General features: G+C 60.3%; 23 protein-coding genes. 14 read left to right on the top strand and 9 right to left on the bottom strand.

Annotated elements, in window-relative coordinates:
• Positions 1-1,854: excinuclease ABC subunit UvrA (uvrA, locus tag AS89_RS0108780; protein ID WP_010132168.1), on the bottom strand; the 1,854-nt coding region annotated here is incomplete at its 3' end.
• Positions 1,855-2,046: 192 nt separating this feature from the next.
• Here uvrA and AS89_RS0108775 point away from each other — a divergent pair.
• The 3 genes from AS89_RS0108775 (at position 2,047) to AS89_RS0108765 (ending at position 4,845) form a co-directional block, all read left to right on the top strand.
• Positions 2,047-3,219, top strand: a complete 1,173-nt coding sequence (locus AS89_RS0108775; RefSeq protein WP_010132167.1) for an MFS transporter — start codon at positions 2,047-2,049, stop codon at positions 3,217-3,219.
• Positions 3,220-3,392: 173 nt separating this feature from the next.
• Entirely contained in the window at positions 3,393-3,980 is a 588-nt protein-coding gene (gene ssb / locus AS89_RS0108770) for a single-stranded DNA-binding protein (protein WP_010132166.1), read from the top strand.
• Between the two features lie 16 nt (positions 3,981-3,996).
• The gene (locus AS89_RS0108765) at positions 3,997-4,845 is read left to right on the top strand and encodes a sugar nucleotide-binding protein (RefSeq protein WP_010132165.1); all 849 of its coding nucleotides are present in this window, start codon (positions 3,997-3,999) and stop codon (positions 4,843-4,845) included.
• A gap of 96 nt (positions 4,846-4,941) precedes the next feature.
• On the opposite strand, the gene fabB is transcribed toward AS89_RS0108765, so the two are convergent.
• The gene (gene fabB / locus AS89_RS0108760; RefSeq protein ID WP_010132164.1) at positions 4,942-6,165 is read right to left on the bottom strand and encodes a beta-ketoacyl-ACP synthase I; all 1,224 of its coding nucleotides are present in this window, start codon (positions 6,163-6,165) and stop codon (positions 4,942-4,944) included.
• A 75-nt stretch (positions 6,166-6,240) separates the two neighbouring features.
• Positions 6,241-6,765, bottom strand: coding sequence for a 3-hydroxyacyl-[acyl-carrier-protein] dehydratase FabA (gene fabA / locus AS89_RS0108755; protein WP_010132163.1), 525 nt, complete (start codon positions 6,763-6,765; stop codon positions 6,241-6,243).
• A 329-nt stretch (positions 6,766-7,094) separates the two neighbouring features.
• On the opposite strand from fabA, the gene galU reads away from it, so the two are divergent.
• Both galU and AS89_RS0108745 read left to right on the top strand, forming a co-directional pair.
• The gene (gene galU / locus AS89_RS0108750) at positions 7,095-7,931 is read left to right on the top strand and encodes a UTP--glucose-1-phosphate uridylyltransferase GalU (RefSeq protein ID WP_010132162.1); all 837 of its coding nucleotides are present in this window, start codon (positions 7,095-7,097) and stop codon (positions 7,929-7,931) included.
• A 1-nt stretch (position 7,932) separates the two neighbouring features.
• The gene (locus AS89_RS0108745) at positions 7,933-9,282 is read left to right on the top strand and encodes a phosphomannomutase/phosphoglucomutase (RefSeq protein WP_010132161.1); all 1,350 of its coding nucleotides are present in this window, start codon (positions 7,933-7,935) and stop codon (positions 9,280-9,282) included.
• An 82-nt stretch (positions 9,283-9,364) separates the two neighbouring features.
• On the opposite strand, the gene ispB is transcribed toward AS89_RS0108745, so the two are convergent.
• A complete protein-coding gene (gene ispB / locus AS89_RS0108740; protein ID WP_010132160.1) occupies positions 9,365-10,327 on the bottom strand; it encodes an octaprenyl diphosphate synthase in 963 nt (320 codons plus the stop codon).
• Between the two features lie 365 nt (positions 10,328-10,692).
• Here ispB and rplU point away from each other — a divergent pair, with 365 nt between their 5' ends.
• From rplU to proB, 4 genes are all read left to right on the top strand, one after another.
• Positions 10,693-11,004, top strand: a complete 312-nt coding sequence (gene rplU / locus AS89_RS0108735) for a 50S ribosomal protein L21 (protein ID WP_010132159.1) — start codon at positions 10,693-10,695, stop codon at positions 11,002-11,004.
• A gap of 31 nt (positions 11,005-11,035) precedes the next feature.
• The gene (gene rpmA, locus AS89_RS0108730; RefSeq protein ID WP_010132157.1) at positions 11,036-11,293 is read left to right on the top strand and encodes a 50S ribosomal protein L27; all 258 of its coding nucleotides are present in this window, start codon (positions 11,036-11,038) and stop codon (positions 11,291-11,293) included.
• 102 nt (positions 11,294-11,395) lie between these two features.
• Positions 11,396-12,601 (top strand): Obg family GTPase CgtA, encoded by a 1,206-nt coding sequence (cgtA, locus tag AS89_RS0108725; protein WP_010132156.1) that lies wholly within the window; start codon positions 11,396-11,398, stop codon positions 12,599-12,601.
• Between the two features lie 72 nt (positions 12,602-12,673).
• Positions 12,674-13,807 (top strand): glutamate 5-kinase, encoded by a 1,134-nt coding sequence (gene proB, locus AS89_RS0108720; RefSeq protein ID WP_010132155.1) that lies wholly within the window; start codon positions 12,674-12,676, stop codon positions 13,805-13,807.
• Positions 13,808-13,856: 49 nt separating this feature from the next.
• On the opposite strand, the gene rpsT is transcribed toward proB, so the two are convergent.
• The 5 genes from rpsT to AS89_RS18780 form a co-directional block, all read right to left on the bottom strand.
• Entirely contained in the window at positions 13,857-14,123 is a 267-nt protein-coding gene (rpsT, locus tag AS89_RS0108715) for a 30S ribosomal protein S20 (RefSeq protein WP_010132154.1), read from the bottom strand.
• Between the two features lie 160 nt (positions 14,124-14,283).
• Entirely contained in the window at positions 14,284-16,344 is a 2,061-nt protein-coding gene (locus AS89_RS0108710) for an ATP-binding protein (RefSeq protein ID WP_010132153.1), read from the bottom strand.
• A 13-nt stretch (positions 16,345-16,357) separates the two neighbouring features.
• Positions 16,358-17,050 (bottom strand): proteobacterial dedicated sortase system response regulator, encoded by a 693-nt coding sequence (gene pdsR / locus AS89_RS0108705; protein WP_010132152.1) that lies wholly within the window; start codon positions 17,048-17,050, stop codon positions 16,358-16,360.
• 301 nt (positions 17,051-17,351) lie between these two features.
• On the bottom strand, positions 17,352-18,062 hold the full coding sequence (locus tag AS89_RS0108700; RefSeq protein ID WP_010132151.1) for an OmpA family protein: 711 nt from the start codon (positions 18,060-18,062) through the stop codon (positions 17,352-17,354).
• Positions 18,063-18,257: 195 nt separating this feature from the next.
• Positions 18,258-18,398 carry a hypothetical protein gene (locus AS89_RS18780; protein WP_158217352.1) on the bottom strand — a complete coding sequence of 47 codons (141 nt, stop codon included), beginning with the start codon at positions 18,396-18,398 and terminating at the stop codon, positions 18,258-18,260.
• A gap of 287 nt (positions 18,399-18,685) precedes the next feature.
• Between AS89_RS18780 and murJ the strand changes: the two genes are divergently transcribed.
• The 5 genes from murJ to AS89_RS0108670 all read left to right on the top strand — a co-directional run bounded on the left by murJ (position 18,686) and on the right by AS89_RS0108670 (position 25,638).
• Positions 18,686-20,239, top strand: coding sequence for a murein biosynthesis integral membrane protein MurJ (gene murJ / locus AS89_RS17235; protein WP_050901672.1), 1,554 nt, complete (start codon positions 18,686-18,688; stop codon positions 20,237-20,239).
• A gap of 105 nt (positions 20,240-20,344) precedes the next feature.
• On the top strand, positions 20,345-21,322 hold the full coding sequence (gene ribF / locus AS89_RS0108685) for a bifunctional riboflavin kinase/FAD synthetase (RefSeq protein ID WP_010132147.1): 978 nt from the start codon (positions 20,345-20,347) through the stop codon (positions 21,320-21,322).
• 426 nt (positions 21,323-21,748) lie between these two features.
• Entirely contained in the window at positions 21,749-24,553 is a 2,805-nt protein-coding gene (ileS, locus tag AS89_RS0108680) for an isoleucine--tRNA ligase (RefSeq protein WP_010132145.1), read from the top strand.
• Positions 24,554-24,618: 65 nt separating this feature from the next.
• The gene (gene lspA / locus AS89_RS0108675; RefSeq protein WP_010132143.1) at positions 24,619-25,164 is read left to right on the top strand and encodes a signal peptidase II; all 546 of its coding nucleotides are present in this window, start codon (positions 24,619-24,621) and stop codon (positions 25,162-25,164) included.
• Between the two features lie 33 nt (positions 25,165-25,197).
• Positions 25,198-25,638, top strand: coding sequence for an FKBP-type peptidyl-prolyl cis-trans isomerase (locus AS89_RS0108670; RefSeq protein ID WP_010132142.1), 441 nt, complete (start codon positions 25,198-25,200; stop codon positions 25,636-25,638).
• Positions 25,639-25,641 lie beyond the last annotated feature (3 nt).

Genomic DNA, 25,641 nt, shown 5'->3' with positions numbered 1-25,641 from the left:
GGCACCTTCAATGCGCAGTACATAATCCGGGTCGAACACATAGCGCTCTTCCGGAATCGCGATCTTTTTCTCGCCGGACAGGTACTGCCCGGTAAGCGAGCGATTACACCCGGTGATTTCCTCCGCGGTGCCCGCAACCACCACCTCGCCGCCGTGCACCCCGGCGCCGGGGCCGATGTCCACAATAAAGTCGGCACTGCGAATAGCGTCCTCGTCGTGCTCGACCACGATCACGGTATTACCCAGGTCACGCAGATGGGTGAGGGTGTTGAGCAGGCGTTCGTTATCGCGCTGGTGCAGGCCGATGGAGGGTTCGTCGAGGATGTACATCACACCGACGAGGCCGGCGCCGATCTGGCTGGCCAGGCGAATACGCTGGGCCTCACCGCCGGACAGGGTTTCGGCACTGCGGTTCAGGGTCAGGTAGTTGAGCCCCACATCCACCAGGAAGCGGAAGCGATCGCGCAGTTCCTTGAGGATCTTGTCGGCAATCTCTTTTTGCGCGCCCTTGAATTTCAGCTGGTTGGCAAAGTATTCGAAGGCGTCGCCCACGGGCAGCTCGGTGATCTGCGCCAGGGTGCGGTCATCCACAAAGACATGCCGGGCTTCGCGGCGCAAACGGGTGCCGTGACACTCGGGGCACTTCTGGGTGCTCAGGTACTTGGCCAGTTCCTCGCGCACCGACTGGGATTCGGTATCCCGGTAGCGGCGCTGGAAGTTGGGGATAATGCCCTCAAAGGTGTGGCGGCGCACGGTGATATCACCGCGGTCGTTGACGTAGCTGAAGTCGATGGGCGTCTCGCCACTGCCGTTCAGAATCACCGCTCGGTACTTCTTCGCCAGTTTTTTCCACGGCTTGTCCAGGTCGAAGCCGTAGTGCTGCGAGAGGGAATCGAGCATGTGGTAGTAGTAGATGTTACGTCGGTCCCAGCCGCGGATAGCGCCCTCGGAGATGCTGCTCTCCGGGTCGAGAATCACCTTGTCTTCGTCAAAAAACTGTTTCACGCCCAAGCCGTCACAGCTGGGACAGGCGCCGGCGGGGTTGTTAAAGGAAAACAGTCGCGGTTCCAGTTCTTCCAGGGAGTAGTCACAGATGGGGCAGGCGTGGCGGGCGGAGAACAGGTAGTCGTCGCGGTCGCCATCCATAAAGCTGATCGAGGCGATGCCATCGGTGAGGTTCAGGGCGGTCTCGAAGGATTCGGCCAGGCGCAGCTGCAGGTCCTCGCGCACCTTGAAGCGGTCCACCACCACTTCGATGGTGTGTTTCTTGCGCTTGTCCAGTTTGGGGGTGTCATCCAGGTCGCACACGGTGCCGTCGATGCGCGCGCGTACAAAACCGTCGCGGCGCAACTGCTCAAACACGTGCAGGTGCTCGCCCTTGCGGTCGCGCACCACCGGTGCCAATAGCATGATCTTGGTGCCCTCGCGCAGCGCCAGCACGTGGTCCACCATCTGGCTGATGGTCTGGGCCTGCAGCGGCACATCGTGGTCCGGGCAGCGAGGTTCGCCGACGCGCGCGAACAGCAGGCGCAGGTAGTCGTATATCTCGGTGATGGTGCCGACGGTGGAGCGCGGGTTGTGGGACGTGGATTTCTGCTCGATGGAGATCGCCGGCGACAGCCCCTCCACCGTGTCCACATCGGGCTTTTCCATCATCGACAGGAACTGGCGCGCATAGGTGGACAGGGATTCCACGTAGCGGCGCTGGCCCTCGGCATATAGGGTGTCGAAAGCGAGTGAGGACTTACCCGAACCGGACAGGCCGGTAATCACAATAAGTTTGTCGCGGGGAATATCCAGATCGATATTCTTCAGGTTATGGGTGCGTGCACCCCTGACGTAAATCGTGTCCACTCGTCTTCCTGTTGCAAAAAGTGTGTGACTCGCGCGTCGGGCTATTTGTGGCCCGGCGGAAACAAACGGTCAAGTATAATCCCAGGTGTCGACGTGCCAAAATCCGCGTACTGCGATATGCCGAAGGGGATCAATTCCTGCGCCCCGCACTGGTACAATGCGCCCCGATTTTTCCTGTGTCCGGATTTTTGCATGAACTCCACCGAACGCCGCGCGCTCGCCGGCCTCGCCTCGCTGTATGTATTCCGCATGCTCGGCCTGTTTATGGTGCTGCCGGTGCTGTCTCTTTACGGCAGCGACTACAGCGGCAGTACCCCGGCCTTGCTGGGGTTGGCGCTGGGAGCCTACGGCTTGAGTCAGGCCATCCTGCAGATCCCCCTGGGCGTGCTGAGCGACCGCTGGGGGCGCAAGCCGGTGATATTTCTGGGGCTATCGGTATTCGCGATCGGCAGTGTGGTGGCGGCTACCAGCGAGTCTGTTTACGGGCTGATCGGCGGGCGCATTCTACAGGGTGCCGGTGCCATTGCGGCGGCAACCATGGCGCTGGCCGCGGACCTGACCCGGGATGAGAACCGCGGCAAGGCGATGGCGGTTATTGGCGCTTCCATTGGTGTGGCCTTCGTACTCGCGGTGGTGCTTGGTCCGCTGCTGGCAAATCTGGGTGGCCTGTCGGCAATTTTCTGGCTGACCGCGCTCCTCGCGCTAGTGGGGATGCTGCTGGTGTGGCGCCTGGTGCCCAACCCGCAAGTGCAGATACGACGGGGCCCGGCATCGGGCGATTTCGCGCGTGTACTGCGGAATGCCTCCGTATGGCGCTTGGTGTGTGGGGTCTTCTTCCTGCACCTGTTACTGACCGCGCTGTTTATTCCCCTGCCGCTGTTGCTGGTGGAGAAGCTGCAGTTGCCCAGTGCGGACCACTGGAAGCTGTACGCACCGCTGTTGCTGGGTACTTTCGTCGTAATGGTGCCGCTGATGCGCTTGGCGGAGAAGCGCCAACAGGTACCCGCGGCAATGCGGCTGGCGCTGCTGGGACTGGTTTTTGGTGGCGTTGCACTGATGCCGTCGACCCAGGGCGGCTGGATTGTCGCCTGTCTGGCGCTGTTCTTCCTGGCGTTCAACCTGCTCGAGGCGCTGCTGCCCGCGCAGCTGACCCGGGAAGCGCCGGCCGAGTCTCGCGGCGCGGCTTCCGGACTATATGCCACCTGCCAGTTTCTGGGGGCGTTTGCCGGCGGTAGCCTGGGGGGGCTCATGTACGGACAGGGGGGCGCCGGTAGTGTTGCCACCTTCGTGCTGGGAGTGCTGGTACTCTGGTCGATCAGCTGGTGGCAGCTGCGGGGAATCCGCTTGCCGGTTGCCAGTAGCTAATCGGGCCGGCGGTGACGGCCCTTGCCGAGTATTGTATGCTGCTGGATATAAATACACCGTTGGCTGCGCCGGGGCTTGCCCTGCCGCAGCCCCGTTGGTTTGCCGACACTATTTTTTAATTTTTTTAGAACATGAGAGCTCCGGTCGCCCCGGGGCGCAGAGAGGAGAGGCGCATGGCTTCCAGAGGCGTGAACAAAGTAATCCTGGTGGGTAACCTGGGCGGTGACCCCGAGACCCGTTACATGCCGAGCGGTGGTGCCGTAACCAACGTGACCGTGGCGACTTCTGAGACCTGGAAGGACAAGCAGAGCGGTCAGCAGCAGGAACGTACCGAATGGCACCGCGTGGTGTTTTTCAACCGCCTCGCGGAAATTGCCGGTGAATACCTGCGCAAGGGCAGCAAGGTCTACCTGGAAGGTTCCCTGCGTACCCGCAAGTGGCAGGACAAAAACTCCGGCCAGGACCGTTACACCACCGAAATCGTTGCCAGCGAAATGCAGATGCTGGATAGCCGTGGCGAAGGCGGTTACCAGCAGCAGGGCCAGCAGGGTGGTGGCTTCCAGCAGCAAAACCAGGGCGGCGGTTTCCAGCAGGATCAGGGTGGCTATCAGGACGAATACGCCCAGGGTCGCTCTGCGCCTTCACCGATGGCGCCGTCCAACCAGCAGCAGGGTGGCGGCCAGCCGCAGAATCGCCCCGCGGGTAACCAGCCGCCCGCCGGTGGCTTTGATAACAGCTTCGACGACGACATTCCCTTCTAAGTCGGCCTGAACCGCCATGCACCACACTGGCTACAAGCCCGATACCGTCGTTGTGATCGGTGCGGGTAACGCAATGGATAGCGCCTTGCAAAAGGGCCTGCAGAAGGTCGGCTTCCGGGTGCAACTGCTGAGTGCTGAGCAGTTTATCGAGGGCGGACTCCCGGAGGGCGTGCGCCCGATTATCGTTAATGCCGCCAGCTGTGCTGGTGGTGTGCGCATGCCCGAGGCCAAGGCCGTGTGCCATGCGCTGCTGAATCAATCGTGCCACGCCATACTACACCTCTCTTCCTACGGGGTCTTTGGCCATGTAGGCAGCAGAAAAATTGATGAGGATGCGGAACCCGACCCGCTGTCAGAACGCGGCCGCGACTGGTTTGCGTGTGAACAGACGCTCACGACACTGGATAATGTCAGTATCTTGCGCCTGGGGTGGCAGGTGGACCGCAGTGAGCAGGCGCTGCTGGGGCGCATTATTCGCAGCCTGCTGGATGGTCGCGCGGTGTCGCTGGACGACGCCAGCCTGGGTAACCCGGTGACCGTGTCCGACCTTGTACGTGTGGTGGTGGCGATTACCCAGCAGCTTGCCAGCGGTGCCCCGACATCGGGCCTGTACCACTATGGTTCCGCCGATACCTGTACCGCTATGGATTTTGGGCGCGAGGTGGTCGACCGGATGCGCTCGTTAAACGGGGATGACTTCACCGCGGAACTGACCGTGCTGGAGCCCGCGGAAAAAGACCGCTCCTATGTGCTCGCCTGCGGCCGCCTGCGGGATGTATTCGGCATCCAGCAGCGCAGCTGGCGCCAGGGGCTCACGCGCCAGGTGGAACTGTGGCTGGAGCGGCTGCACAAATCTGCCTCCTGATTCTGGCTTGTAGAAATATGCAGAACAAAAAAGGGCGAACCGGATAGCGGTTCGCCCTTTTTTATTGCGTTGAGGGCCGCGGCCCACGTACAGCGATCAGATCTTGTCGAACACCAGGCTGGCGTTGGTGCCGCCGAAGCCAAAGGAGTTGGACAGCGCGCGGTTGACCTTGGTCTCGCGCAGTTCGGTGACCAGGTCCAGCCCTTCTGCTGCTTCATCCACCGTCTCTACGTTGGCCGAGGCCGCGATAAAGTCGTTCTGCATCATCAGCAGCGAGTAGATGGCTTCCTGCACGCCGGCAGCACCCAGGGAGTGGCCGGTGAGGGACTTGGTAGAGGCGAAGGCGGGTACCTCGTTGCCAAACACTTCCTTCATGGCGCGCAGTTCGGCGACATCGCCCACCGGCGTGGAAGTACCGTGGGTGTTGATGTAGTCCACTTTACCTTCCAGGCCCTTGCCGTCCATACCGGCCAGTGCCTGCTGCATGCAGCGGGCCGCACCTTCACCGCTCGGAGCCACCATGTCGTAACCGTCAGAGGTGGCGCCGTAGCCCACCAGCTCCGCGATGATGTTGGCACCGCGCGCCTTGGCGTGTTCGTACTCTTCCAGCACCAGACAGCCGCCACCGCCGGCGATCACAAAGCCGTCGCGATCCGCGTCATAGGGGCGGGATGCGGTGGTTGGGGCATCGTTGTACTTGGAAGACAGGGCGCCCATGGCATCAAACAGGTGCGTCAGGCTCCAGGCCAGTTCCTCGCCGCCGCCAGCGAAAACCACGTCCTGCTTACCCATCTGAATTAGTTCGGCACCGTTGCCGATACAGTGCGCAGAGGTGGCACAGGCGGAGGAGATGGAGTAGTTCACCCCCTTGATCTTGAATGGCGTTGCCAGGCACGCAGATACGGTGCTGCCCATCACCTGCGGAACCCGGTAAGCGCCCACACGGCGCACACCTTTGGTCTTCAGGATGTTGGCTGCTTCAATGATGGCTGCGGTAGACGTGCCACCGGAGCCCATCACCAGACCGGTGCGCGGGTTGGAAACTTCAGAATCTTCCAGGCCCGCCATGGCGATCGCTTCCGCCATGGAAATATACGCGTAGGCCGCGGAGTCACCCATAAAGCGCAGGTGCTTGCGGTCGATGTGTTCTTTGAAGTCGATATCGACCACACCGGCGATCTGGCTGCGCAGGCCGAGCTCAGCGTACTCTTCCATCGCGCGGATACCGCTGCGGCCAGCTTTCAGGGAGGCCAGCACTTCTTGTGTGTTGTTACCGATACAAGAAGTGATACCCATTCCGGTAATGACTACCCGGCGCATAGTGATCTCCAGTAAAACTTGTAGAGTGAATTGTTATTTTTTTATGTGACAGTCGCAGTGCGACTGTCTGCCGCATTAAAAATCGTCGGTGCGGGTAAACAGGCCCACGCGCAGGTCTTTCGCGGTATAGATCTCACGGCCGTCAACGGACACGGAGCCATTGCCGATACCCATGACCAGTTTGCGCTCTACCAGGCGGCTCATCTGGATGTGGTATGTGACCTTTTTGTTGGTCGGCAGGATCTGGCCGGTGAATTTTACTTCGCCACAACCCAGTGCGCGACCGCGACCGGGGTTGCCTTTCCAGGCCAGGAAGTAGCCCAGCAGCTGCCACATGGCGTCGAGCCCAAGACAACCTGGCATTACCGGGTCGCCGGGGAAGTGGCAGTCAAAAAACCACAGGTCTGGAGTGATATCCAATTCGGCGATCAATTCTCCCTTGCCGAATTCACCGCCGTCTTTGGCGATGTGGGTGATGCGGTCCAGCATCAGCATGTTGGGAGTCGGCAGCTGTGCGTTGCCCGGGCCGAACATTTCACCACGGCCACAGGCCAGAAGTTCCTCACGGGTGTAGCTGCTTTTTTGAACGAAATTACTCATTGGGTCCCCATTCTGGGTATTTCTTACACGAGCCGGCATTCTAAGCGCTAAGGATATCTTGTCCAGTCGGTCATAACGCTTTTTGTGACTGGAACTGTCCCAATTAGCCCTTGACCCTCGGTGTTTGGCTCGAAACTCCGGACATCTTGCCAGATTGCCCGAGCAGACCGCTAGTCTTGTGTTGCTGTGACGATGTGTGCCTGAAGCGTGTCACACATTTGTGATAAGTTGCGGGATCAACGGATGTCCGTGGTTTTACCCTGGTGCTCTTGAAAGTCAGCGTTTCGGCACAAGTTACACGGAATCGATTTAATAATGAGGGACGTGCAATGCTCAAAAAGTGTCTTTTCCCGGTCGCGGGCTACGGCACGCGGTTCCTGCCGGCCACCAAAGCCATGCCCAAGGAGATGTTGCCCCTGGTCAACAAGCCCCTGGTGCAGTACGGCGTGGAGGAGGCTATTGAGGCGGGGCTGACCGAGATCGGTTTTGTCACCGGCCGCGGCAAGCGTGCGATTGAGGACCATTTCGACACCAATTTTGAGCTGGAACACCAGATTGCCGGCACCGGCAAGGAGCGCTACCTGGATAGCGTGCGTGAGGTGATCGACACTGCGAGTTTTTCCTACACCCGCCAGGGGGAAATGCGCGGCCTGGGGGATGCGATCCTGCAGGGGCAGCGCCTGATTGGCGATGAGCCCTTCGGTGTGGTGCTGGCAGACGACCTGTGCCTGAACGACGAGCTGGGTGTGCTGGGCCAGATGGTGCAGCTGTATAAACAGTTCCGCTGCAGCATCGTCGCCGTAGAGGAAGTGCCCAAGGAGCAGATCCACAAGTTCGGGGTCATTGCCGGCAACGAAATCAAACCGGGCCTGTACCAGGTTACCGACATGGTGGAGAAGCCCAAGGCGGAAGAGGCCCCCAGCAATATGGCCATTATTGGCCGCTACGTCCTCACCCCGGATATTTTCGACCTGATTCGCGAAACGCCTCCCGGTAAGAACGGTGAGGTCCAGATTACCGATGCCCTGTTGACCCAAGCCAAACGTGGCTGTGTTCTTGCATACCGATTCAAGGGGCGCCGCTTCGACTGCGGTTCTGTCGACGGCTTTATCGAAGCCACCAACCATGTTTACCAAAATGTCTATTTGCCGGGAGAGAGTGGCTGAGATGTCTGAATTAACCTGTTTTAAAGCCTATGACCTGCGCGGCCGAGTGCCGGATGAGCTGAATACGGATGTGGCTTATCGCGTGGGCCGGGCTTTTGCCCAGTTTCTGAATGCGCGCCGCGTGGTGGTTGGCCATGATATTCGCCTGACCAGCGGCGAGCTGACCGATGCGCTGGCCAACGGCCTGCGCGACGCTGGTGCAGACGTCTACCACATTGGTGAGTGCGGTACCGAGGAAATCTATTTCTCAACGTTTCACGGGGACTTTGATGGCGGCATCTGCGTAACCGCCAGCCACAACCCGATGGACTACAACGGGATGAAGTTTGTGCGCGCGGGCTCGCGCCCGATCAGCGGCGATACCGGTCTTCTGGATATCAAGAAGCTGGCCGAGGACAACGACTTTGCCGCGGTCGAGACGCGTGGTGAACTGCACACCTTTGCCCACCGCGATGACTTTGTAAAACACCTGCTTGGCTATGTGGACACCGCTGCACTGAAGCCGCTGAAGCTGGTGGTCAATGCGGGTAATGGCGGTGCCGGTGCGGTGGTGGATGCGCTGGCCCCGAGCCTGCCATTTGAGTTTGTGCGCGTACATCACGAGCCCAACGGCAACTTCCCCAACGGTATTCCCAACCCGATTCTGCCGGAAAACCGCGCCTCCACCGCCGCCGCGGTGCGCGAAAGTGGTGCTGATTTCGGTATTGCCTGGGACGGCGACTTTGACCGCTGCTTTTTCTTTGATGAAAGTGGCGAGTTTATCGAGGGCTACTACGTTGTTGGATTGCTGGCCGAGGCGTTCCTGGCCAAGCAGGCTGGAGCCAAGGTCGTACATGACCCGCGCCTGACCTGGAACACGGAAGACATCGTGGAAGCTGCTGGCGGTACGCCGGTAGAGAGCAAAACCGGCCACGCCTTCATCAAGGAGCGCATGCGCAAGGAAGACGCCATCTATGGTGGCGAGATGAGTGCCCACCACTATTTCCGTGATTTTGCCTATTGTGACAGCGGTATGATTCCGTGGCTGCTGGTGGCTGAGCTGGTGAGCCGCAGCGGCAAGTCTCTGTCCCAGCTGGTGGGTGAGCGCATGGCTGCTTTCCCCTGCAGCGGCGAAATCAACTCCAAGGTCGAAGACCCCAAAGCGCTGCTGCAGGCGGCGGAAGAGAAGTATGCCGCGGACGCCAACAGCGTGGAGCATGTAGACGGCTTGAGTGTTGCCTTTGACGACTGGCGCTTCAACCTGCGCATGTCCAATACCGAGCCGGTTGTGCGACTGAACGTCGAATCCCGTGGCGATGCGGCGTTGATGAAGGCCAAGACTGAAGAGTTGCTGGCGCTGATTCGCGGCTAACCTCTTTTGTCCTAGAGGTCTTGCCCCAAAGCAAAAAGCCCCGGAACAATCCGGGGCTTTTTTGTTTGGGGCTCGCTGTGCGTTATTTGGTGCGCGCTACGGAAAACTCTGCGAGCTGGCGCAGCGCGGTTTTGTGCTCCCCATCGGGCAGGAACTCCAGCTTTTCCAGTGCAAGTTCCACTTCCCGGTTGGCGCGGGCAAAGGTGTAGTCGAGCGCGCCGCAGCTCTCGATGGCGGCGACAATCTCGGTCAGCTTTTCAGCGCTCTTCTGTTCAATGGCCTCTTTCACCAGTGCCGCCTGTTCTGCGGTGCCGTTTGCCATGGCGTAGATCAGCGGCAGGGTCGGCTTGCCCTCGGCGAGGTCGTCCCCCACATTTTTGCCCAGTTCTTCAGGGTTGCCGCGGTAATCCAACGCGTCATCCACCAGCTGGAACGCCGACCCCAGGTGGCGGCCGTAGAGCTTGAGGGATTCACGCTCGTCGGCACTGCATCCGGCCAGCACCGCAGCGGTTTCGCAGGCAGCCTCGAACAGGGCGCCAGTTTTCTTGTGGATTACGCTGAGGTAGTTCGCTTCGCTTACCGCGGGGTCACCGGCGTTCACCAGCTGCTGCACCTCGCCCTCGGCGATGGTGTTGGTGGTGTCCGAGAGAATCGACATGATGTCCATGTCTTTCAGTGCCACCATCATCTGGAAGGCGCGGGAGTACAGGAAATCGCCGACTAGCACCGCCGGCGCGTTGCCCCACTGGGCGTTGGCGGTCAGGCGACCGCGGCGCATATCGGACGTATCCACAACGTCGTCGTGAAGCAGGGTGGCGGTGTGGATAAATTCGATAATCGCCGCCAAGGTGATGTGGGCATTGCCCTGATAACCCGCGGCGCGGCTGCACAGGAGCACCAGTAGCGGGCGTAGGCGTTTGCCGCCGGCCTCGACCAGGTAGTGCCCGATATTCTCCACCAGCGGGACGTCGGAATGCAGTTGGTCGATGATTTGCTGGTTGACGGCCGCGAAGTCGTCGGCGGCTACCTGGTGGAAGGGCAACATGCGGGGGTCCTTACAGGGGTCCTTATTACAGCGCGCGATTTTTCGCGCTTATCTCTCTCACGGCGGCAAGACTAGCGGTTTTGGCTTCACTGGGAAAGGCGCGTGGCTAGAAAGAGCCAGCAAAGCCCCCGGTTGGTGGGGAGTCAGGGCTGATCTGTCCGAAAAACGCACTATTGTATCCAGCGGGCGAATTGATTAGAATCTGCGCCCCGCTCAAACCGGGTCCATAAAGTGTGGATGCAGTATGGGTGGGGAAGAAGTTATTAACATCAACGGCGCAAGCTCCCAAAATGCTGGTTACCCGGTCACTTATTTTTCTGTGACTTTACCGCTGCTTCGTGTCGTCCATTTTGGAGCATAGAGATATGTACGCTGTTATCGAGAGCGGTGGCAAACAACACCGTGTAGAAGAAGGCGAAGTACTGCGCCTGGAAAAAATTGAAGTCGCTACTGGCGAATCTGTCGATTTCGACAAGGTTCTGATGGTAGTGAACGGTGACACCATCAACATCGGTGCGCCGGTAGTGGAAGGTGCCAAGGTGACTGCAGAAGTGCTGAGCCACGGCCGCGGCGAAAAAGTACGGATCATCAAGTTCCGTCGTCGTAAGCACTCCATGAAGCGTCAGGGCCACCGTCAGTGGTACACCGAAGTTAAAATCACTGGTATCAAAGGCTAATCGCCGGGTAATAGAAGAGGAGTAACTACTCATGGCACATAAGAAAGCTGGCGGTAGTACGCGAAACGGTCGCGATTCCGAAAGTAAACGCCTGGGCGTTAAGCGCTTTGGCGGCCAAGCGGTTTCCGCAGGCAGCATCATCGTTCGTCAACGCGGCACCAAGTTCCACGCTGGCGTAAACGTTGGTATGGGCAAAGATCACACCCTGTTCGCTACCGCTGATGGCGTAGTGAAGTTCGAGGTGAAAGGCGCTAACAACCGTAAGTTTGTTTCTATCGAAACAGCCTAAGCGGTCACAACGCCCGATCGAAAAGCCCCGCACTCGCGGGGCTTTTTTGTATTGATGGACCGCAAATTACACTGAAGACCGGATAACCCGGTAAGTAGACACATGAAATTTGTAGATGAGGCGCCGATTTCGGTGCAGGCCGGCAACGGCGGTAAAGGGTGTTTGAGCTTTCGGCGCGAGAAGTTTGTCGCCAAAGGCGGCCCAGATGGCGGCGACGGCGGTGACGGCGGCTCCGTGTATCTGGTGGCCGACGAGTCACTGAATACCCTGGTGGACTACCGTTACCAGCCCCGCTATCAGGCCCAGAACGGCGAAGCGGGGCGCGGGCGCAACTGTACCGGCGCCAAGGGTGAAGACCTGGTGCTGAAGGTGCCCGTGGGTACCACCGCAATTGACGTGGAAACCGGGGAAACCCTCGGCGACCTGCTGGAACCGGGCGAGAAGCTGCTGGTGGCGCAGGGCGGCTGGCACGGCCTGGGAAATACCCGCTTCAAGTCCAGTACCAACCGCGCGCCGCGCCAGACCACCCCGGGTAGCGAGGGTGAGCGCCGCGACATGAAGCTGGAGCTGAAGGTGCTCGCCGATGTGGGCATGCTGGGCTTACCGAATGCGGGCAAGTCGACGTTTATCCGCGCGGTGTCCGCGGCCAAGCCCAAGGTGGCCAATTACCCGTTTACTACCCTGGTGCCAAACCTGGGCGTGGTGAAGGTGCAGAAGTACCGCAGCTTTGTTATCGCTGATATCCCGGGTCTGATCGAGGGCGCCGCCGAGGGTGCGGGGCTCGGTATTCGCTTCCTCAAGCACCTGACACGCTGCCGAGTACTGCTGCATCTGGTGGACCTGGCGCCATTCGACGGCTCCGACCCCGCACAGAATGCGCTGGCCATCGAGCGCGAGCTGGAATCCTTCAGCCCAACCCTGGCTGGGCGCGAGCGCTGGTTGGTACTGAACAAGACCGACCTGGTACCGGCGGATGAGCTGGAAGAGCGTTGCCAGGCCGTGGTAAACGCGCTGGGATGGCAGGGGCCGGTGTTCCGCGTGGCAGCCATTCGCGGCGATGGCACCGATGTACTGTCCGGCCAGCTGATGGACTACCTCGAAGAGCGCAAGGAGCAGGAAGAGCTGGATGGCGACCTGTTCGAGGCGGAGCAGGAGGCCCAGCGCCAAATGCAGCGTGAGGCCCGTGAGCGTATCGAGCACCTGCGAGAGACGCAGCGTGCCAAGCGCAAGGCTGCGCAAGAATCTGGGGAAGATGATGAAGAATGGGACGACGACGACTACGACGTCGATATAGAATATCGTCCCTGATTTATCGGTCCTCGCAGCGTAAAAATCTGGACAAGGGTTTTTCTGCGGGGGCATACCCCATATGAGGAAGAAATGGATTCCATCTCGCCACGCCGGCAGCTTGCGGCGAGCAAGCGCTGGGTCGTAAAAATTGGCAGCGCTCTGTTAACCGATAACGGCCGCGGGGTTAATCGCGCGGCCATCCAGAACTGGGCCGGCCAGATCAGCGCTTTGCGCCGGCAGGGCATCGAGGTACTGCTGGTCTCCTCTGGCGCGGTCGCTGCGGGCATGGACCGGCTTGGCTGGCGCAAGCGCCCGGACTCCATTCATCAGTTGCAGGCGGCGGCCGCCATTGGCCAAAGCCACCTGGTGCAGGTTTATGAGCACGCGTTCGGGCAGTATGACTGCCGCACCGCGCAGATCCTGCTCGACCATGACGACTTCTCCAATCGCACGCGCTACCTCAATGCGCGCAGCACCATCAAGACGCTGCTGTCCCTGGGCGCCGTGCCCATCATCAATGAAAACGATACGGTCGTGACCGACGAGATTCGCTTTGGCGACAACGATACCCTGGGTGCGCTGGTGGCGAACCTGGTGGAAGCCGATGCCCTGCTAATTCTCACCGACGCGGACGGCCTGTTTACCGAAGACCCCCGGGATAACCCGAATGCGGAGCTGGTGCGCGAAGCCGCCGCGACCGATCCGCGCCTTGCGGCCATGGCGGGGGATTCCCGCAGTGGCCTCGGGCGTGGCGGCATGGCGACCAAGGTGCGCGCGGCACAGCTGGCGGCGCGTTCAGGGGCGCGCACGGTGATCGTGGGTGGCAGTATCGATGGCGTAATCGAGCGTGTCGCTGCGGGCGAGGACGTGGGTACCTTGTTACTGCCGGAAGCGGACCCGTTGACGGCGCGCAAGCGCTGGCTGGCGGGGCAGCTGCAGGTGCGCGGCAAACTGGTGCTGGACGCTGGCGCCGAGCGCGCGCTGTGTAACCAGGGCAAAAGCCTGTTGCCGGTGGGGGTGGTTGGTGTGGAGGGGCGCTTCCACCGCGGTGAACTGGTGAGCTGTGTGAGCAGCGCTGGTGTGGAGGTTGCCCGCGGGCTGGTCAACTACGACAGTGCCGAGGCCGCCAAGGTGTGTGGCCAGTCGTCTGAGCGTATTGTTGAGCTGCTTGGCTATCGCGACGATGACGAGCTAATCCATCGCGACAATCTCATTGTGCTGTAAATAAAAAACCCCGCATAAGCGGGGTTTTTTGTGCTCAGGAAGCGGTGGCTTAGGCAGCCAGCTTCTTGATCTGGGCATTCAGGCGGCTCTTATGGCGAGCTGCCTTATTCTTGTGAATGATGCCCTTGTCTGCCATGCGGTCGATAACCGGCACAGCTTCCGCGTAAGCGGTCTTGGCTTTTTCTGCGTCACCTGCATCAATGGCCGCAACTACCTTTTTGATGTAGGTGCGCACCATGGAGCGCAGGCTGGCGTTGTGATTGCGGCGCTTTTCGTTTTGGCGCGCGCGTTTCTTCGCTTGGGGTGAGTTGGCCACCGGTTGCTCCTGTCTGGAATCTGTAAAATCTCGAACAATCGGGCCGAGGGCCCGTTTGGGACGCGACATTATCCCCAGCGTTGGTTGTTTGTCAACCGCATTGGCGGCTTGTTTGTGACCGCTTGGGATAGCTTCGCCAGGATGGCGGGCGCGGCGCTGTTCAGCGGGGCAGCGACAGGGTAAATACCACCCCGCTGTGATCATCGCGATTGGCCGCCCGCAGCTCCCCGTGGTGGAAGTCGGCGATCAGGCGCGCGATGTGCAGTCCCAGTCCCAGATGGCCGGCCTTGCCGCCGTCATCCCTTACCGACACCAGTGAGTCAAACAGCTTCTGCTTAAAACCCTCTGGCAAAAGTGGCCCCGTATTGCTGACGCTGACGCGGTAGGTTTCATCGTCGGCCTCCAGTTTAAGCTGGATTGTACTGCCCTCCGGGGCAAAGCTGGCGGCGTTATCCACAAGCTTGTCCAGCAGCTGGGCGAGCAATTCTGGGGCCCCGTAGTAGTTTTGAGGACCGTCCGGGCTGTCCAGCGCAAACTGTTGCTCGGGGTGGGCGTCGGCGTAGCTTTGGGTGAGTAGCTGCAGCAGGTCGCACAGGTCGAATTCCTCGCGCTCCGCCTGGCTGATGCTGGCTTCCAGCTGGTTGGCGGCAGAGAGTGCGTTGAGGATGGACGACAGGCGCGCTCCGCCTTCGGCTGCGCGCTCGGCATAGCGCCGGCTGTCTGTATCCAGCTCGCCCGCCGCCAGGTTGTCCAGCGATGAGCGCACCACGGCAAGGGGGGTGCGCAGCTCGTGGGACAACTTGCTGGCGAGGCTGCGCAAATATTGGTGATAGTGGTCCAGTTCCGCCAGCAGGCTGGCGAAGGCGCGATTCAACGCTCCCAGCTCGTCGTTCAGGTAAGGCCGGGGGAATTCGCCGCGCAGGCGGCCGCTGCTATCCACCGCGGTTTGCGCGGCCCGGTGCAGCTTGCGAATGCGCCAGGACAACCAGCTGGCGTAGCCCAGCAGTAGTAGCAGCACCAGCCCTGCGGCGGCGGCGGTGGTCAGCCAGAGCCGGCGCGCAGCGGTTTCGGTAAGTGACTGCAGTGCGTTGGAGGACTGCGCGGTAATGACGCGGCCAAGCAGCGGCCGCTCGATGATGTTGTCGGCCCGGGTGATCACCGGCACGCTCACCGCGGCGATGCGCTCTTCCGCAGCACCGGTTGCCCACGTCGTGGGCAAATTGAACCACTGGCTGGCGGTCTCGCGATTTTGCGTGAGGGACTCGGGCAGGGCGTCTTGCGGAAGTACTGGCAGCTCGCCGGTGGCCAGCACCTGGCGGTTGAGCCAGCTTCGCAGCCAGCTGCGCTCGGTACTGGTGCTGGCTGGCTCGCGTTGCTGGTGCCAGTCGCGGCCGGTGCGCGCCAGTACGAAGCCCTCCTGGTCCACCACCGTGAGTTGCAGCTCGGGACGGGCGAAGTGCTCCAGCTCCCGCTGCAGGGCCGGCAGCGGTTCCACCAGCATGCCGGGGCGACCATCAGCGGGCAGGGTGCTGGCCTGGCGCACGGGGGGGCCGCCGTCGCTGCGTTGGCGGTCGAGCACGCGCAGTGCAAGCTCGCCACCGCTGAGCGCAACGGGCATCGCCAGTTCCAGTTGGTAGCCCTGTGGCGAGGCGGTCCAGCGTCCGCGGATACGCAGCTCGCGCTCGTATTCGCCGCGGCGCGGGTTGTACCACATGGCTTGCACCGGCCCCTGACTTGCCACCGGTAAGGTGTATTGCTGGTGGGCGGTGTGGATTTCTACGGTGTCGCCGTTGGAGATGCCCGCTATGCGCGGATCTTTGTAGCTGGGGCTGGCATCACTCGCGGTCAGCAACAGGTAAAGCTGGCTGCCGTACTTGCCCAGGGTGGCCTGGGCGAGAGGCTCGCCCCGGGAATCGGGCAGCACTCTGGGGCGCACGCCGCGTCCGCGCCATTCGGCTCCGTAGCCATCCAGTTGCGGCGCAGACTCCAGGGGGTGCAGGTACAGTTGGGCCCCGGGTGGCCGGCCGGTGCGCCTGGGATCGGGCGCGACCAGCTCCGGTGCACTGGCGAGACGCGCAGCGATGGCGTTACCGGTGGCCTCCAGTGTCTGCATTTGCCCCTGGCCCAAAGCCTGATCGACCTGGCGTAAATACTGGCAGCCTGCCCAGGGCAGGGCGAGGGTGCACAGGCTCAGCAGGACCAGTTGGCGGCGTAAATTCATGCGGGTGGTTCCATCAGGTCTGCCAGCGATAGCCCATGCCATACGCGGTGCCGATGGCATCGAACTGGGCGTCAAGCGCCTGGAACTTGCGGCGGATACGCTTTACGTGGGAAGTGATGGTGTTGTCATCCAGTACAACCCGTGCAGCCTCCATCAGCTGGCTGCGGGATTTGACATGCCCGGGGCGCTTGGCCAGCGCGTGCACAATCCAGAACTCGGTCACCGTAAGGTCCACCGGCGCACCCTGCCAGTGGCAGTGCATACGGGACACATCCAGCGTCAGGTCGCCCTGGGTGATGGTGTCGTCATCGTCGGTGTTCGACTGCATCGCACTGACCCGGCGCAGTAGGGCGCTGATCCGCGCCTGCATATGCGGCAGAGAAATATCCTTGGTCAGGTAGTCGTCGGCGCCCAGGCGCAGGCCCGAGATGATATCCAGCTCGGAATCCCGTGCGGTGAGGAACAGGATGGGCAGGGTTGGCGCCATGGCGCGCAGCTCGCGACACAGTTCGAAGCCGCCCTCGATTTCAGCCCCCAGCCCGACATCGATCACCGCCAAGTCCGGCAGTCTCTGCTGAAAAGCGGCCAGTGCATCCGGTCGGGTGTGGTAGAGGTTCACCTGATAGCCGCTGCGGCGCAGGGCGTCGCGGTAATTTTCGGCGATGGCGATTTCGTCTTCGACGATGGCAATGGTCGGGCTGCTCATAGGTTTCCGGAACTGTGACGAATTATTAGATTTGGCTCAGCGGAAAATCATGCCCGATTAGCGGTGCTCGAGGCAAAGGGATCTGGCGGTTGAATGGGCTTGTGTGGCACTGATTGCGGTAACTTGCGGGGTAAAAAGCCGCGCGGTCACAGGTGCGCCGCGCGCAAAATACCACTTACAGGGTTGGGTTTTGAGGGGCGGTGAGCGGCTGCTCCAGCGGTGGAGCTGGGCTCGAGGAGCCCGACCGCCGCTTTTGTGGAGCGGAGGCCGGCCAATGACATTGTTGCCGTGGTTTCTGGGCTCAGAAAGAGCCAGCAACCGCTTCCGGCATGCCGAAGTGAATGTCGACGCGGCGCTCCAGAGCGTAGGCGTCGTGGTCACCTTTGCTGGCTTTGGACTGGCTGGCACCAAGGGCGCGACGCTCAATGCGCTCCGGCGCAACGCCGTAGGCTTCGAGGGCACGCTGTACGCTCAGGGCACGCTGGTCTGACAGCACATTGTTGTAGCCGTCGCTACCGCGGGGGTCGGAGTGTCCTTCCAGGTAGACCTGCAACTGCGGGTGGCGGTTGAGGAAGTCGGCCATGGCGGCGGCCTGGCGCTCTTGGGCCTCCTGGAGTTCGTCGTCGCCGGTGGTGAACAGCATCTGGAACTCGAGGCTCTCCAGTGCCAGTTCGCGGGCGTCGTTGGCGGACAGTCGCGCCGCATCCAGTTGTTGTGCGAGGTTGCCCAGTTCGGTGCGGCTTTCGGTGAGTTGCGTTGCGAGCATGTCGGCCTCTTCTGCTTGCTTGATCTGTTCGCCCAGCCAGGCTCCGCCAAGTGCCCCGGCGATGAAGCCTATGGGGCCTGCGATGGCGGCACCTGCAACCGTGGCGCCGGTAAATACACCGGCCTGCGCGGCCGGAGTCAGGACTGAGCCCTGCAAATCGTTTTCTGTGTCGGTAGCGGCCTCAGCGGAAGCAATGGTGTTCAGAGTCAGAGTGCTCAGGGTTACTGCCATCAACAACTTTTTCATGTGCGTGTTCCTTGCGATTGGATTGAAATAACTGCTCTTGGTTCCGATCGGGTGTTTCCCGCTTCGGTTGAGAGTTATTTAAATCCCGCAAGAAGGCACTGGCGTGGCGCCCGTGGGGCGAATTGCGCAACAATTATGGCGAAATATGGCGCAGGCCCCTGTGACTGAGTTCTGCCTCTGGGTTTGAGGGGTGTCTCAGACTTGGGGACGCCGGTAACGCCGGTCTCTGGGTTGCTCAATACGCACTCGCACTCGCCGCGGGCGCGGGCCCATGGCCACGGCGATATACAGTAGAACCGCCAGTATCAGTGCAATAATCAATGCGTTGATGGTCATTCCGTTACTCCTCTTTTGCCACTACTCCCTGTAGCGCGCCAACTGCATAACCTGAGTATAGTTCCCTCTTGCGCCAAGCGTAGGCGTGGCGCGGATGAAATGCGGGATAAGTTCCCATTCCAGCTGGCCGAGTAGGTAGATTGCGGTAGACTTGCCGGCCATTATGTAGTGATCGTGAACCAGGAATCAGGGAAGTGGCAGGATCTTCGCCAAACCAGACCTCCAAACCGACCCCGGACTCTCCCGGGCAGGCCCCGCAGGCTCCAAAAGATAGTCCGCAACGGGGACTGTTGCGCGGAACCTCCGTAGTTGGGGGTGCCACTTTATTGTCGCGGGTGCTGGGACTGGCCCGGGACATTGTGTTTGCCCGCCTGACCGGCGCCAGTGATGCCGCCGATGCCTTCTTTGTGGCGTTCAAAATCCCCAACTTCTTCCGTCGCCTGTTCTCCGAGGGCGCTTTCTCGCAGGCCTTTGTCCCCGTATTGGCGGAATACCGCCAGAATGGCGGTATTGCCGCGGTCAGGGAGCTGAACGACCGCGTCGCGGGGGCGCTGGGTGGCACCCTGCTGCTGGTCACCCTGTTCGGCGTTCTGTGCGCGCCGCTGGTGGCAGGGATATTTGCGTTTGGCTGGTGGTGGGGGGGCAACGAGCCGGAAAAGTTCGCCATGACCACGGAAATGCTGCGCATTACCTTTCCGTATCTGATGCTGATCTCGCTGACTGGTTTCGCCGGCGCCATGCTGAACAGCTTCGACCGCTTCTTGATCCCCGCGCTCACCCCGGTTTTGCTGAATTTGGTGTTGATAGGCGCGGCCACCATTGCGGCCGGCTGGTTTGAGCCACCGGTGATGGCGCTGGCCTGGGGGGTGCTGGCCGCTGGGGTGGTGCAGTTGCTGTTCCAGATCCCCTTCCTGATCCAGCAGGGGCTGCTGCCGCGACCCAAGTGGGACTGGCAGTATCCCGGTGTGCGTAAGATTTTGCGCTTGATGGCGCCGGCGATCTTTGGTGTGTCGGTTACCCAGATCAGCCTGGTGCTGGACACGGTGCTGGCCTCTTTCCTGCCAACCGGCTCGGTTACCTGGCTGTACTTTTCCGATCGCCTGACCGAGCTGCCGCTGGGCGTGTTTGGCGTGGCTGTGGCCACCGTGATCCTGCCGAACCTGTCCCGCCAGCACGCCGGCGGGGACCCGCGCAAGTTCCGCCATACCATTGACTGGGCGCTGCGCAGCGTCACCCTGATTGCGCTGCCGGCAGCGGTCGCCCTGTTCGTGCTGGCCGAGCCCCTACTGACGGTCCTGTTTCAGTACGGCAACATGACCCCGCGGGATATGGAGATGGCCGCCTGGTCACTGCGTGCTTATACCTTCGGCCTGCTGTCGTTCATGCTGATCAAGGTGCTGGCTCCAGGGTATTTCGCGCGCCAGGACACCGCCACGCCGGTGAAGTTTGGTCTCATCGCCATCGCCTCAAAGATGCTGCTGAGCCTGCTGTTTGTCATCCCACTGCATATCTACTTTAAGCTTGGTCATATGGGGCTGGCGATGGCCACCGCCGGACAGGCGGCGATCAACGCCTGGCTGTTGTACCGCGGCCTGCGCCAGGGCGGTGTTTATGCGCCGGAAGCCGGCTGGCGCAGCTACCTCTTGCGTCTGCTGCTGGCTAATTTGGCGCTGGCCGCGACATTGCTGACAATCCTGCACTTCTGGGGTGAGTGGAGCCAGTGGCTCTGGTGGGAGCGGGCCTGGCGAATGGCGGCACTGGTTGCCGCCGGCGGCGCCACCTATGGCGTGGTGCTGCTGGCCAGCGGTCTGCGGCCGCGGCATTTCCGTGCGACTTCCTGAATTTTCGGGGCGTTGCACGACGGTTGACGGTGCCCAGAGGCCGGGGAAATCCGGTATACTGCGCCGCTTGATTTTGCCAGGGCGGAAAAGGGTGGTTGGAGCACTGTGACCGAGCAACGGGAGCTGATACGCGGGCTGCACAATTTGCGCCCGCACCACCGCGGATGCGTGGCCACCATTGGGTCGTTTGACGGTGTGCACCTGGGCCACCAGGCCATTATTACGCAGTTGCGCGCGCGGGCCGCGGAGCACCAGCTGCCCTCGGTGGCAATTATTTTCGAACCCCAGCCCCACGAGTACTTCTCCGGCGAAAAAGCCCCGGCGCGCCTGATGCGTTTCAAGGAAAAGGTGCTGGCCCTGTTCGATGCGGGTGTGGACCGGGTGTTGTGCCTGCAGTTCAACGAGCGCCTGCGCAGCTTGAGCGCCGACGCCTTTATCCAGCAGGTGCTGGTCGACGGCCTGGGAGTGCGCCACCTGGTAGTGGGCGACGACTTCCGTTTTGGCTGTGACCGCAGTGGTGATTACGCCTTGCTGCAGCAGGCCGGCGCTAAATCGGGCTTTAGTGTCGAGGATACCGCCACCTTGCAGATCGGTGGTGAGCGGGTGAGCAGTACGCGTATCCGCAAGGCCCTGCAGGACGCGGACTTTGCCCTCGCTGAGCAGTTGCTGGGCAAGCCATACCGCATCACCGGGCTTGTTGCCCGCGGTCGTGCGCTCGGCCGCCAGCTCGGTGCACCGACGGCCAATGTGCGGCTGCACCGCTACCGCTCGCCCTTAGTGGGCGTATACACGGTGACGGCAAAGCGGACTAGCGGCGCCCCTATGGGTGGTAGTTGCATGGAAGTAGCTGGCGTTGCCAATGTAGGTTTCCGCCCCACGGTAGAAGGTGAGGGGGCCAAGCCGCTGTTGGAAGTGCATCTGTTCGATTTCAACGGCGACCTTTACGGCCGTGAAATTGCGGTGACCTTCTGCCACAAACTGCGCGATGAAGAAAAGTTTGAGTCGCTGGATATCCTCAAACAGAAAATCGCGGACGACATTGAGAATGCAAAAGCCTGGTTTGCTAACCGCAAGCCAGTTTGAGCATCACGAATTACCCCGTTGCATCTAACGAAGTACTTTGTGAGATGCGAAGGTAGGGGGCTGGGGGCGAGTTTTCAGGAGCGTCGCAAACAGGAAGTTTGCGCCGCAGCGCCCAGGGGTGGGTTTACAGCGGTCCTGAAAACTCGCCCCCAGTACCCTACCGCAACTGAACGAGTTTAAAGGGCCCCGGAGCTCTTTCTTTTCTCCGGTGGCGCTGGAGCACTGGGGATCAGGTTTCAAAATCGCTGCGAGTACATCCATGTACGCTCCGGCGGTGACGTCCTGTCACCGACGGTTTTGAAACCTGATCCCCAGCACTCCAGCTTAGATTTTTAGCCTTGCACTTCGTAAGAAAGTTTCCCGAATGAAGTGGGTCAAGGCACAAAGAATGAATTATTTCTGAGCTACAACCGAAGTAGATAGCCAATGACCGATTACAAAGCGACCCTGAATCTTCCTCAAACCGACTTCCCGATGCGTGGCAACCTGCCCAACCGGGAGCCGGAGATTCTGAAAAAATGGCAAGAAGGCAAGCTTTACGAAAAGATTCGTGAAGCTCGCGCCGGTCGTGAGCAATTTATCCTGCACGATGGCCCTCCCTATGCCAATGGCGATATCCATATCGGGCACTCGGTCAACAAGATCCTGAAAGACATTATCGTAAAGTCGAAAACCCTCAGCGGCTTCGATGCCCCATACGTGCCCGGTTGGGACTGCCACGGCCTGCCCATCGAACACAAAGTGGAGCAGAAAGTTGGCAAGGCCGGCGTTAAGGTAGATCACAAAACGTTCCGCCAGAAATGTCGCGAGTACGCCGCCAAACAGGTCGAAGGACAGAAGAAAGACTTTATCCGTCTCGGCGTGTTCGGTGAGTGGGACAACCCCTACCGCACCATGGACTTCCAGTTCGAAGCCGACATCATTCGCTCCCTGGCGGGCGTAGTAAAAAACGGCCACCTTTCCCGCGGCTTCAAGCCGGTCTACTGGAGTGTGGTGGGCGGTTCCGCCCTGGCGGAAGCGGAAGTCGAGTACCAGGATAAAACCTCCTTTTCCATCGATGTTTGCTACCCGGTAACCGATGAGACCGCGTTGGCCATCGCCGACGCCGCCGGTGGCCACGCAGGTGACGGTCAGCTCTCCGTTGTGATCTGGACCACCACCCCCTGGACTCTGCCTTCTTCCCAAGCCGTATCCGTAAACGGCGACCTGGAGTATGTAGTGGTGCAGGTGGGCGACAAGCGCCTGCTGCTCGCCGAGGCCCTCAAAGATGACGTCTTGGCGCGTGCAGGCCTGGAAGGTGAAGTGGTTGGGCGTATCCGCGGTGCCGCGCTGGAACACCTCAAGATCAAGCATCCCTTTTACGACAAAGAGCTGCCCATCATCCTCGGTGATCACGTCACCACCGATGCCGGTACCGGCTGTGTGCACACCGCACCCGACCACGGCCCGGACGACTTCAATGTGGGCAAGCGTTACGGCATCGAGACTCTGAATTACGTCGACGATAACGGCGTGTTCCGCGATGCGGTACCGGTGTTTGCCGGTGAGCACGTCTACAAAGTTGACGGCAAGATCGTTGAACTGCTGAAAGAGAAAGACGTGTTGCTGCATGAAGACAAACTGCTGCACAGCTACCCGCACTGCTGGCGTACCAAGACGCCACTGATTTACCGCGCGACCCCGCAGTGGTTTGTCAGCATGCAACAGAACGATTTGCTGGAGCACGCGCAGAAGGCGGCGGACGAAGTACAGTGGATCCCCGGTTGGGGCAAGGCACGCATTGACTCCATGCTGGATGCCAGTCCGGATTGGTGTATCTCCCGTCAGCGTACCTGGGGCGTGCCCATTGCGCTGTTCGTGCACAAGGAAACCCACGAGATCCATCCGGACACCCCGGCACTGATGGAAAAAGTGGCGCAGAAGGTCGAAGAGGGCGGTATGGACGTCTGGTTCGAACTGGACGCCACAGAGCTGTTGGGTGATGAAGCGGATAATTACCAGAAAGTCACCGATACCCTGGACGTATGGTTCGATTCAGGCGTAACCCACTACGCGGTGCTCGAGCGCCGTGAAGGCCTGCGCTTCCCGGCAGATCTGTATCTGGAAGGTTCAGACCAGCACCGTGGTTGGTTCCAGTCTTCCCTGAAAACCTCGATCGCCATCAACAATTGCGCCCCTTACAAGCAGGTGCTGACCCACGGGTTCACCGTGGATGCGCAGGGTCGCAAGATGTCCAAGTCCGTTGGCAACGTGGTAGCGCCCCAGGATGTGATCAATAAGCTGGGCGCGGACGTATTACGTCTGTGGGTTGCGGCCACCGACTTTAGCGGAGAGATGGGGGTTTCCGACGAAATCCTGAAGCGCACTGCGGATTCTTACCGCCGCCTGCGCAACACTGCGCGCTTCTTCCTGTCTAACCTGGCGGGCTTTGACCCGGCGAAAGATCTGTTGCCGGTAGAAGAGCTGCTGGCGCTGGATCGTTGGGCGCTGGAACAGGCCGCGAAGCTGCAGGAAGAAATCATCGCTTGCTACGACCGCTACCAGTTCCACCAGATTTACCAGAAGCTGCATAACTTCTGCGTGGTGGAGATGGGCGGCTTCTACCTGGATATCATCAAGGATCGCCAGTACACCACCCAGGCAGACAGTGTCGCACGCCGCTCCGCACAAACTGCGCTGTACCACATCATGCAGGCGTTTGTGCGCTGGGTTGCACCGATCCTGAGTTTCACCGCGGAGGAACTGTGGAAGTTCATCCCCGGTAACTCGGAAGATAGCGTCATGCTGGCGGAGTGGCATGAATTCCCTGAATTGCCGCAAGGCACCGAAATGGGTGATGAATTCTGGGCCGCCATTGCCGATGTGAAAACGGCGGTGAACAAGGTGCTCGAAGAGCAGCGTGGCGCTGGCAACATTGGTGGCTCCTTGCAAGCAGCCGTTACCCTGTTTGCCGACCCGGCCCTGCAGGCCAAGCTCGATGCGCTAAAGGATGAGCTGCGCTTTGTACTGATTTGTTCCTCTACCTCCGTGCAGCCGATTGCCGACGCGGCCGGCGCCGAAGAGACGGAACTTGCCGGCTTGCGTGTGTCGGTGCATAAAGTGGATGCACCGAAGTGTGGACGTTGCTGGCACTATCGAGAAGATGTGGGCAGCAACAGTGAGCACCCGGAACTGTGCGGGCGCTGTGTAGAAAATGTGAGTGGCAATGGCGAAGAACGTCACTTCGCATAATCAGCGCTACTTTGTATGAACAACGCGACCTTGCATGAAAAACGCGATTTTGCATGAGGAACACTATGCCTAACGCTCTCAAGCCCAAGCCCTCGTTTGGCCTGTTCGCGGCGCCCTGGCGGTGGTACCTGCTGTCGCTGGTGATCATCGTGATTGATATTGCCACCAAGGTTTGGGCAGTGGAGCGCTTTATGTATGGGCCGCCATTGCAGATTATCCCTGGCTTTCTGCAGTTCACTTATGCAGAAAACTATGGTGCCGCATTTAGCTTCCTGGCCGATGCCGGGGGCTGGCAGCGTTGGTTTTTTGGTGCGGTGGCCGTGATCTTCAGCGCCGTGGTGATTGTCTGGATCAAGAAGTTGCCGGCGGACAAGCGCTGGGAACCCATGGCGCTCGCGCTTATTCTTGGCGGTGCACTGGGCAACCTGTGGGACCGCATGCTGCTCGGTTATGTGCGCGATTTCATCTCTGTCTATTACGGAGATTGGCATTTCCCTGTGTTCAATGTCGCCGATATGGCAATTTCCGTGGGTGCCGCGATGCTGCTGATCGAGCTGCTGTTTTTTAAAGAAAAAGACGAAGAGTCGAGCAACAGTGGCGCGGAAGCCTAATCGCACAACGGACGTATCTGTTAGAGAAGTAGTATGAGTAATAACGTAATTGGCGAACACAGCCGGGTCACCCTGCACTTCGCATTGAAGCTGGATGACGGTTCGGAAATTGATTCCAATTTTGAAGGTGAGCCAGCCACGTTTATCGTTGGTGACGGTAACCTGTTACCTGGGTTTGAAAGTGCGTTGCTCGGCCTGAAGGCGGGTGATGAGGCAGAAATCGAAGTGCCCCCGGAAGCGGGCTTCGGCCAGCGCAACCCGTCCAATATCCAGAAGGTGAAAAAAGGCCATTTTTCACCAGACATGGAGCTGGAAGAGGGCTTGGTGGTTTCGTTTGATAACGGTGATGGCGAATTGCCTGGCGTGATTCGCGCAATTGGCGAGGACGATGTGGAGGTGGATTTTAATCACCCCCTAGCCGGTCAAACCGTATTCTTCCATGTGAAAATTCTTGAAGTGGCCTCGGTCAATTAATTA

It is taken from the genome of Microbulbifer agarilyticus S89 (assembly GCF_000220505.1).
GTDB lineage: Bacteria > Pseudomonadota > Gammaproteobacteria > Pseudomonadales > Cellvibrionaceae > Microbulbifer > Microbulbifer agarilyticus_B.
Note: the sequence above shows the minus strand (reverse complement) of the source record. Positions and strands in the feature narration are given on the sequence as shown.